8 protein-coding genes are annotated in these 9,988 nt (G+C 69.4%); 7 read left to right on the plus strand and 1 reads right to left on the minus strand.

Going from position 1 to position 9,988, the window contains the following annotated elements; all coding sequences use genetic code 11:
* Positions 1-283: 283 nt before the first annotated feature.
* Positions 284-1,513, plus strand: coding sequence for an IS256 family transposase (locus D0D15_RS07505; protein WP_094008309.1), 1,230 nt, complete (start codon positions 284-286; stop codon positions 1,511-1,513).
* Between the two features lie 182 nt (positions 1,514-1,695).
* Here D0D15_RS07505 and D0D15_RS07515 read toward each other — a convergent pair whose 3' ends face one another.
* Positions 1,696-2,757: a DNA polymerase ligase N-terminal domain-containing protein gene (locus D0D15_RS07515; RefSeq protein ID WP_094008311.1), complete on the minus strand. Its 1,062-nt coding sequence runs from the start codon at positions 2,755-2,757 to the stop codon at positions 1,696-1,698.
* Between the two features lie 66 nt (positions 2,758-2,823).
* Here D0D15_RS07515 and D0D15_RS07520 point away from each other — a divergent pair, with 66 nt between their 5' ends.
* The 6 genes from D0D15_RS07520 to D0D15_RS07545 all read left to right on the plus strand — a co-directional run.
* Positions 2,824-4,107: an ATP-grasp domain-containing protein gene (locus D0D15_RS07520; RefSeq protein WP_167481467.1), complete on the plus strand. Its 1,284-nt coding sequence runs from the start codon at positions 2,824-2,826 to the stop codon at positions 4,105-4,107.
* Between the two features lie 6 nt (positions 4,108-4,113).
* Complete coding sequence (locus tag D0D15_RS07525) at positions 4,114-6,138, plus strand: CocE/NonD family hydrolase (RefSeq protein ID WP_094008313.1); 2,025 nt, start codon at positions 4,114-4,116, stop codon at positions 6,136-6,138.
* A 34-nt stretch (positions 6,139-6,172) separates the two neighbouring features.
* Positions 6,173-7,075, plus strand: coding sequence for an alpha/beta hydrolase fold domain-containing protein (locus tag D0D15_RS07530; protein WP_094008314.1), 903 nt, complete (start codon positions 6,173-6,175; stop codon positions 7,073-7,075).
* Entirely contained in the window at positions 7,072-8,349 is a 1,278-nt protein-coding gene (locus D0D15_RS07535) for a cytochrome P450 (protein WP_094008315.1), read from the plus strand. The genes D0D15_RS07530 and D0D15_RS07535 overlap by 4 nt, the downstream gene beginning before the upstream one ends.
* A 36-nt stretch (positions 8,350-8,385) precedes the next feature.
* Entirely contained in the window at positions 8,386-8,949 is a 564-nt protein-coding gene (locus D0D15_RS07540; protein WP_094008316.1) for a hemerythrin domain-containing protein, read from the plus strand.
* 121 nt (positions 8,950-9,070) lie between these two features.
* Positions 9,071-9,988 (plus strand): transposase (locus D0D15_RS07545; protein ID WP_162830519.1); only part of this gene is annotated, 918 nt, incomplete at its 3' end.

Genomic DNA, 9,988 nt, shown 5'->3' on the forward strand with positions numbered 1-9,988 from the left:
AAGAGTACCTTGACACGCCTGCTCGGCGACCAAAGACCGGCTGTGGATCGGGGGCGGGGGAGGTCTGGGGCGTGGTCGGTCCACTTGCGTTGCCGGCCGCCGGTCATGCAGAAGGCTTCGGCCCTGGGCGTAGCCGGGCCGCTTGCGTTGCCGGCTTCCGGTGGTCGTGTCCCCGGTGGTGGTGGAAGTTCGGGTCTGTTCGGCGTGGCTGGCCGCGTGGAGGGGGCCATCGCGTGAGTCTCTGCAGGAACCCGCCAAGGAACCCGTAGAGAGGTATCACGCGATGGCCCTGGACCAGTCTGCCCTGCTCGAAGTTCTGGATGCACTCAAGGTCGCCGATGTTGGGGATCGTGTCCGTCAGGCGGCGGAGACGATCTATCAGGCGTTGATCGAGGCCGAGCTCACCGAGACCATCGGCGCAGCCCTGCACGAACGCACCGAGCACCGCACCGCTCAGCGCAACGGGCACCGCACCCGCACGCTGTCGACCACGGCCGGGGATCTGGAGCTGCGGATACCGAAGCTGCGCACCGGCTCGTTCTTCCCGTCGCTGCTGGAGCGGCGCCGTCGGGTGGACCAGGCCCTGTTCGCGGTGGTGATGGAGGCCTACTTGCACGGCGTCTCCACTCGCAAGGTCGATGATCTGGTCAAAGCCCTCGGCGCGGACAGCGGCATCTCCAAGTCCGAGGTGAGCAGGATCTGCGCCGACCTGGACACCGAGGTGGGCGCGTTCCGCGACCGGTCACTGGCCGAGCAGCCGTTTCCCTACGTGTTCCTCGACGCCACCTACTGCAAGGCCAGAGTCAACCATCGCGTCGTGTCCCAGGCCGTGGTGATCGCCACCGGCGTCCGCGCCGATGGATGGCGCGAAGTGTTGGGCTTCGCCGTCGGCGATTCCGAGGACGGCGCCTTCTGGACCGCCTTCCTCCGCTCGCTCAAGGCCCGCGGGCTGGGTGGGGTGCAACTGGTCATCTCCGATGCCCACACCGGCCTGACACAGGCCATCTCCGCGGTCCTGCTGGGCGCGGCCTGGCAACGCTGCCGGGTTCACTTCCTGCGCAACGTGCTGGCCCAGGTTCCCAAAGGCAGCTCCGAGATGGTCGCCGCCGCGATCCGCACCATCTTCGCCCAACCCAAAGCCGACATGGTGCGCGAGCAGCTCCACGTGATCGCCGGCATGCTCGGACGGCAATCCGCCAAGGTCGAAACCATGCTGCGCGACGCCGCGCCCGACCTGCTCGCCTTCGCCGATTTCCCCGTCGCGCACTGGAAGAAAATCTGGTCCACCAACCCGCTCGAGCGACTCAACAAGGAAGTCAAACGCCGCACCGACGTCGTCGGCGTCTTCCCCAACCCCGCCGCCCTGCTCCGCCTCGCCGGCGCTGTCCTCGTCGAGGCCCACGACGAATGGCAAACCAACGACCGCCGCTACCTCTCCGACAACACCATGGCCCTGCTCACCAACCCCACCACCCAGGACGAGGTAGCCACACACGAGTTGATGACGGCATGATCTAACCCAGCAGAGCCTCACGCACCGAGTTACACCACTCCACGGGACGCGACCCTTCCGGTTCGCAGGGCTGCCGCGCGGTCAGGTTGATTGCCGGGCCACCTGCGTTGCCGGCTTCCGGTTCGTAGGGCTGCCGCGCGGTCAGCCGGGTACCGGCCCACTCCCCGTGCCGGCCCACCACCCTACTTCGTCACGGTCCGCCAGGCCTCACTCCTTCTTCCCGGCTCATAAACCGAATCCAGCCGCTTCGCGGTCACTCCGCCGAGGCCGTTCGCCAGGCTCGCCGCCAGTACGTCCGCTCCGCCGCCCTCGTACGAATCCGGCGTTCGCCAATACTCCCCCGCCAGCTTCAGCTTTCGCAGGCGCGCGCGGCGTTTCCGGTACGGCACTTCCAGCAGCGACTTTCCATCAATGTGCAGCACGTCGAACGGCAGGAACAGCACCGGCGATCGCTCGGCCAAGCGCTTCACCGATCGTGGCTCCGCCGACACCCGCGTCTTCAGCGCCGTCCGGCTCGGGCGGCCCTCCTCCAGCACGATCAGCTCCCCGTCCAGCAGGACCTCCGTCGCCCCCAGTGACTCGCCCAGGGCGCGCAGCTCGGGGTACCGCACGGTGACGTCCTCGCCCGTCCGATCACGCACCGTGATCCGCCCGCCCTCCACCCGGACCTGCACCCGCTCGCCCTGCCAGCGGAACTCGTACGCCCATCCGTCGTCATCCGGCGGCAGCGCGCCGGACCGCGCCTGCATCGGCTTCACGAACTCCGGCAGCTCCTCCCCGCTGCCCCGGTCCACCCGCCGCACCAGCCAGTCCCGCGACTCGGAACCCTTGTGGCTGTTCACGAACACGAACCGGCCCCGCACCCGCGACCCGTGCAGGTCCACCTCGACCTTGTGGTCGTTCCAGTGCAGCACCTCGTACGTGCCGCGGTCCCAGATCAACATCTTTCCGCCGCCGTACTCGCCCTTCGGGATCTCCCCTTCGAAGGCCGCGTACTCCAGCGGGTGGTCCTCGGTGTGCACCGCCAGTCGCGGCGGTCCGGGGCGTTGCGGCAACCCCTTCGGCACCGCCCACGACACCAGCACCCCGTTCCGCTCGAACCGCACGTCCCAGTGCAGCCGGCGGGCGTGGTGCTCCTGGATGACGAACACGTCGTCGTCGCCCCGCGGCACCACCCGGTCGGGCATCGGTTCCGGCGTCCGCTTCGGATCGCGTTTGCGCCGGTACTCGCTGAGATCGGGCACGTGGCCGAGGTTACCCGCCTCACCCGGCGGTGTTTACCGAACTCCGACAACGGGGATCAGTTCGTGGTGAGTGAAACCGACATCTTCGTGCTGGGACTCGACGACGCGAACCTGCGCACCCTGCGACGCGTGCCGGGAGCGGAGAACTACCGCTACCACCAGCTCCTCACGCAGGCAGACGTGCAGGAGGGCGAGATCCCGATCGCCGACCTCATCGACAGAGCCGTGGCCGAGCTGGACGCCTTCGACGGCGAGATCGGCGCCATCGTGGGCTACTGGGACTTCCCGGTCACCACCATGGTGCCCATCCTGGGCCGCCGCTACGGCCTGCCCACCCCGAACCTCGAAGGCGTGCTCAAGTGCGAGCACAAGTACTGGAGCCGCCTGGAACAGCGGAAAGCCACCGACGCGATCCCGAACTTCGCGCTGGTCGACCTCGACGGCGACCCGAAACCACCGGCGGGACTGTCGTTCCCCATGTGGCTCAAGCCGGTCAAGTCGTTCTCCTCCGAACTGGCCTTCCACGTCAAGGACGAGGACGACTTCGTCAAGGCCGTCGAGGAGATCCGCGCCGGGATCGGGCGCGTGGGCAAGCCGTTCCAGTACATCCTGGACCAGGTGACCGGCGTCGACATCCCGCCGGAGATCGCCGAGGCGGGAGCGCTCGCCGCCCTCGCCGAGGAGGAGATGACCGGCCAGCAGGCGGCCACCGAGGGTTACGTCCACGACGGCGAGGTCGTCGTCTACGGCGCGCTGGACTCGCTGAACTACCCGGACAGCTCGTCGTTCCTGCGCCACCAGTACCCCTCGCAGCTGCCCGAGCCGATCGTGGCGAAGATGCTCGACGTCTCCAAGAAGGTCATCGAGCAGATCGGCCTGAACAACTCCACGTTCTCCATCGAGTTCTTCTGCCGGCCCGACACCGGCGAGGTGAAGCTGCTGGAGATCAACCCGCGGCACTCGCAGTCGCACGCCGAGATGTTCGAGGACGTCGACGGTGTGCCCGACCACTACAACATGATCGAGCTGGGACTGGGCCGCCGCCCGGAGATGCCGCACGACGAGGGCGAGTACAAGATCGCGGCCAAGTGGTACCACCGCCGCTTCACCGACGGTATCGTCAAACACGTCCCGACCCAGGAGGAAATGCAGCGGCTGCAGCGGGAGATCCCCGGCGTCGAGGTGGACATCGCGCCCGCCGAGGGCCAGCGTCTGTCCGATATGGACGCCCAGGACAGCTACAGCTTCGAGCTGGCGTTCGTCTACGTCGGCGCGGACAGCGAGGCCGAGCTGAAGGACAAGTACCAGCGCACGATCGACTCGCTGGAGTTCGAGTTCGAGGAGGTTTGATCGGATATGCGGGAGGTCCGCTCCCTGCCGTACGAGATCACCGAGGAAGAGCACGTCTGGATACCGGTGTCGGACGGTACCCGGCTGGCCGCGAAGATCTGGCGGCCGGTGTCCGCCGACGACGAACCGGTGCCCGGGATCCTCGAGTACATCCCGTACCGCAAGCGGGACCTGACCGCGGTCCGGGACTCCGTCCACCACCCGTACCTCGCCGGGCACGGGTACGCGTGCGTGCGCGTGGACCTGCGGGGCACGGGTGAGTCGGAGGGAGTCCTGACCGACGAGTACGTCGAGCAGGAGCAGCAGGACGCCGAGGACGTACTGGCGTGGATCGCCGAGCAGCCGTGGTGCGACGGGCGCACCGGCATGATGGGCATCTCCTGGGGCGGGTTCGCCGCGCTCCAGGTGGCCGCGCGGAAACCGCCGAGCCTGCGCGCCATCGTCATCTCGTCGTTCACCGACGACCGCTACTCCGACGACTTCCACTACATGGGCGGCTGCATGCTGTCGGACAACCTCGGCGAGGCCGGGACGATGTTCGCCTACAGCACCCTGCCGCCGGACCCGGCGCTGGTCGGCGAACGCTGGCGGGACATGTGGCTGGAACGCGCCGAGGGCGTCGGCCCGTGGGTGGACACCTGGCTGGAGCACCAGCGCCGCGACGAGTACTGGTGCCACGCCTCGGTGTGCGAGAACTACAGCGACGTGCAGGTGCCGGTGCTGGCCTCCAGCGGCTGGGCGGACGGCTATTCCAACGCGGTGACCCGCCTGCTGGCGAACCTGTCCGTGCCGCGCAAGGGCCTGATCGGCCCGTGGTCGCACAAGTACCCGCACCTGGGTGAGCCGGGCCCGGCGATCGGGTACCTGCAGGAGGTCGTGAAGTGGTGGGACCACTGGCTCAAGGACCGCGACAACGGCGTGATGGACGGGCCGATGCTGCTGACCTGGATGCAGGACAGCGTGCCGCCGTCGACGTCCTACGAGGAGCGTCCCGGCCGGTGGGTCGGTGAGCCGCAGTGGCCGTCGCCGCACATCGACTGGCGCACGTATCCCCTGGCGCGGCACCGGATCGGGCGCCCGGACGAGGACGTGCCGGACACCGCGCTGCACGTCGAGTCGCCGCTGTCGGTGGGACAGTTCGCCGGCAAGTGGGCCTCCTACAACGCGCCGCCGGACCTGCCCTACGACCAGCGCGAGGAGGACGGCGGGTCGCTGGTGTTCGACGGTGACGAGCTGACCGAGACGTGCGAGGTCCTCGGCGCGCCGAAGGTGCGGCTGGAGCTGTCGGTGGACAAGCCGGTGGCGATGGTCGCGGCGCGGCTGTCCGACGTGCACCCGGACGGGCGCGCGACCCGCGTCACCTACGGGCTGCTGAACCTGACCCACCGCGACAGCAACCACGAACCGGCCCCGCTGGAGCCGGGCAAGCGCTACCAGGTGGAGCTGGAGCTCAACGGTGTCGCGCAGGCGTTCCCGCCCGGCCACCGGATCCGGCTCGCACTGTCCACTTCGTACTGGCCGCTGGCGTGGCCGGCACCGGAGCCCGCACGGCTGACCGTCCACACGAAGGGCAGCTCCCTGGCCCTGCCGGTGCGGCCGATCCGCGAGTCCGACGAGGTGAGCGGCCAGGTGTTCGGTGAGCCGGAGGGTTCGCCGCCGAGGACCACCACCGTGCTGCGGCCGGGCGAGCAGCGCTGGACGGTGTCGCGTGACCTGGTGGAGTACCGGTCGGCGCTGGAGATCGTGAAGGACTCGGGCACCGTGCGGCTGGACGACATCGACCTGGAGGTCTCGCGGCGCGCCTACGAGCGCTACAGCTCGGTGGCCGACGACTTCGCCTCGGTGTGCGGCGAGACGAAGTGGAGCATGACGTTCGCGCGCGGCGACTGGGAAGCCCGCACGGAAACGCGCACCGTGTTGTCGTGCACGCCGGAGGAGTTCGTGCTGCACGCCACACTGGACGGTTACGAAGGCGCGCACCGCGTGTTCTCCCGCAACTGGCACCGCCGGTTCCCCCGCGACCTGGTCTAGTTTCGCCCCGGAGGAGCAGGGGTAACCGCACCCGGTGGTCGGAAAGACGAGCCTGCACGCCAGACTGCTGATCGCCGAGATGCTCCTGACCGGGCGCAAGCGCACGTTCGCCGACGTGGACGCGCTGCACGAGAGCATGGGGCCGCGGCAGCAGCGGGAGAACGCGCTGCCGCCCCCAGCGGTGCGCAAGCAGGTCGACCTCGACCGCACCGAGGTGCATGGTCACCCCGTGTACACGTTGCGGCCGCGGGCGAACGCGACCGGGCGGCACGTCCTGTACTTCCACGGCGGCGCGTACGTGCACCAGATCCAGGGCGACCACTGGAAGTTCTTCGCCCGGCTGATCGCCCGCACCGGCTGCGCGGTCACCGCGCCGCTGTACCCGCTGGCGCCCGGCAGCCACTACGACGACACGCTGTCGATGATCCACGCCACCTACAAGGAGGTGCTGGGCGACGCCGACCCGGCCGACCAGGTCCTGATGGGCGACTCGGCGGGCGGCGGGCTGTCGCTGGTGCTGGCGCAGGCATTGCGCGACGAGGGGCGGCCGCAGCCCAAGGAAGTCGTGATGCTCTCGCCGTGGCTGGACATCACGATGACCGATCCGGCGCTGCCCGAGTACGACCGGCACGACCCGTACCTGGGCGTGACCGGCCTGCGGGAGGCCGGGCGGCTCTACGCGGGCGGCCTGGATCCGGCGAACGAGCTGGTCAGCCCCATCAACGGCGACCTGCGTGGGCTGGGCGCCCTGAGCTGCTTCATCGGCACCCGGGACGTGCTGCTGGCCGACTCGCGCAACCTCTACCACAAGGCGGCCGTACAGGGCGTGCCACTGGAGTACTGGGAGTACGGCGGGATGTTCCACGCGTGGATCATCGCGAACATCCCCGAGGCGAAGCACGCGCTGGACCGGATCGCGGAGCTGGTGACCCGGTGAGCGGGCTGCCCACGGCGTCGGTGCCGGAGACGGTGAAGGTGCTGACCGGCGTCGTCGGGCCGGTCCTCGCCGGTGGCGTGATCAAGCGGCGGCCGCGGGTGATGACCCTGCTGGAGAAGATGCAGGCCGACGCCTCCGCCGTGCGGACCCTGCAGAAGCTGCGCGCCCGCCACGGTGACGGGCTGTTGCGCCTGGCGGTGCCCGGCCGGTCGTTCGCGGTGGTGCTCTCCCCCGACGACGTCGGGCGGGTGCTGGCGGAGTCGCCGGAGCCGTTCACGCCGGCGAACCTGGAGAAGCGGAAGGCGTTGGCGCAGTTCCAGCCGCACGGGGTGCTGATCTCCGCGGGGCCGGAGCGCGCCCGGCGCCGGGAGTGGACCGAGCGCGCGCTGGAGACGAGCCGGCCGACGCACCACCTGGCGCCGTCGGTGCGGGCGAAGGTCGCCGACGAGTTCGCCGCGCTGGGGCCGGGGCCGCTCGACTGGGACACGTTCGCGCCGGTGTGGTGGCGGATGGTGCGCCGGGTGGTGTTCGGCGACCACGCGCGTGACGACCAGGCGACGACGGACCTGCTGGAACGGCTGCGGCTGGCGGCGAACTGGTCGTACCTGATGCCGCGGCGCGGTCGGCTGCGGGCGGAGTTCCTCGGCCGGGTCCGGCCGTTGCTGGCCCGGGCGCCGGAGGACAGCCTCGCCGACGGCCTCGCGGCGGACGACGAGGTGGCCAGCCAGATCGGGCACTGGCTGTTCGCGTTCGACGCCGCCGGGATGGTCACCTTCCGCACGCTGGCCCTGCTGGCCACGCATCCCGCGCAGCGGCAGCAGGCCCGGCAGGACCTCGCGTCCGGTACCGATCTGGGCTACCTGCGGGCGTGCGTGCTGGACACGGTGCGGTTGTGGCCCACGACGCCGGCGATCCTGCGGGACACGACGAAGGAGCTGGACTGGCACGGCCACCGGGTGCCGGCGGGGACGGGCCTGCTGGTGTTCACCCCGCTGTTCCACCGCGACGATTCACGGTTGCCCTACGCGCACAGCTTCGCGCCGGAGATCTGGCTGGACGGGCGGGCGCAGGAGGAGCCGTCGCTGGTGCCGTTCAGCGCCGGGCCGGGTGAGTGCCCGGCGAAGAACCTGGTGCTGTTCACCGGCTCGACCGTGCTGGCCGCCCTGATCGGGGACCGGGACTACACAGTGGACTCCTCCCCCAAGCCGGGCCCGGGCCGCCCGCTGCCGGCCACGTTCGACAACTTCTCGTTGCGCCTGACCGGGCATCCGTGAGATTAGCTCCCCGATCGGGTGGGTATCGCCAGACGCATGACTGCCGCAGAGAAACCGGACCTGATCGCCGTGATCCTCTCCGATCACCGTCACATCGAACGCGTCTTCACCGAGCTGGAGTCGGGCGCGGGCACCCCGGAGCACCGCCGTGACCTGGCCGACCACGTGATCGCCGAGCTGGTGCGCCACTCGGTCGCCGAGGAGCAGTTCATGTACCCGGCGGCGCGGAAGTACCTGGACAACGGTGACGAGCTGGTCGACCACGAGCTGGAGGAGCACGCCGAGGCCGAGGAGGTCATGAAGCAGCTGGAGGACGTGCCGGCGACCGACCCCCGGTTCGACGAGCTGATGCGCAGCCTGATGGACGACATCCGGCACCACATCGAGGACGAGGAGCAGGACCTGCTGCCGAAGCTCCAGTCCGCCTGCTCCCCCGACGAGCTGCGCGACCTGGGCGACAAGGTGGTGAAGGCGAAGAAGGTGGCGCCGACCCGCCCGCACCCGAGCGCGCCGGACCGCCCGCCGATGAACCTGATCCTCGACCCGGGGGCCGGATTGATCGACCGGATCCGCGACCGCCTCTCGGGCCGCACCACCTGAGAAAAAAGGCTCTTTGTACTGATGTGTGGGTGGGTCTGCCCAGGTAGCGGAGGGGCACGTCGTTGCTGGGTCTAGGTTTCTGAGCTGTCGAGGAACAGAAACCGGATAGACGGAGAACGACGTGCCCGCTGCCAGGATATGGGGTCGGTTGCTGGGTGTGAATCCGGCGGTCGTGGAGTCGGTCGAGTTCGATGGGGCCGCGCAGGTGCTGGTGGCCGCGGTGCGGGTCCGGAGCCGGGATCGTGACCGGTGCGGGGTGTGCTCGCGGCGATGCCCGCGGTATGACGCCGGCCGGGGCCGGCGGCGATGGCGTGCACTGGACCTGGGAACTATTCAGGCGTTCGTCGAGGCGGACGCATCCCGGGTGCGGTGTCGCCAGCACGGGGTCGTGGTCAGTGCGGTGCCCTGGGCGCGGCACGGTGCTGGGCATACCCGCGCGTTCGACGACACCGTCGCCTGGCTGGCGACCGCGACGTCGAGGTCCACGGTCGCGCAGCTGATGCGGATCGCCTGGCCGACGGTCGGCTCGATCATCACCCGGGTCCGGGCCGATATCGACGCGAGGGTGGATCGCCTGGCCGGGCTGCGCAGAATCGGGGTCGATGAGATCAGCTATAAGAAGAACCATCGATATCTCACCATTGTTGTCGATCACGACACCGGCCGACTGGTATGGGCGGCGGCGGGCAACGACAAACCGACGTTGGCCGTGTTCTTCGAGTTGCTCGGAGCCGATCGATGCGCGCAGATCACGCATGTCTCGGCGGACGCGGCCGCGTGGATCGCGCGGACCGTCGAACAGTACTGCCCGGACGCGATCCGCTGCGCTGATCCGTTCCACGTGGTCAAATGGGCCACCGATGCTCTAGACCAGGTTCGGCGCCAGGTATGGAATACCGCACGCCGCCAGCCTGGCGGAAGCCACAAAGACCGGCGTGGCCGCACCGCCTCAGCCGGTCCGGCTCAAGGCATGAAACGCGCACGATGGGCGTTGTGGAAGAACCCGGACAACCTCACCGATCATCAGCGTCACAAATTG

It is taken from the genome of Amycolatopsis thermalba (assembly GCF_003385215.1).
In the GTDB taxonomy this organism is placed as follows: Bacteria; Actinomycetota; Actinomycetes; order Mycobacteriales; family Pseudonocardiaceae; genus Amycolatopsis_E; species Amycolatopsis_E thermalba.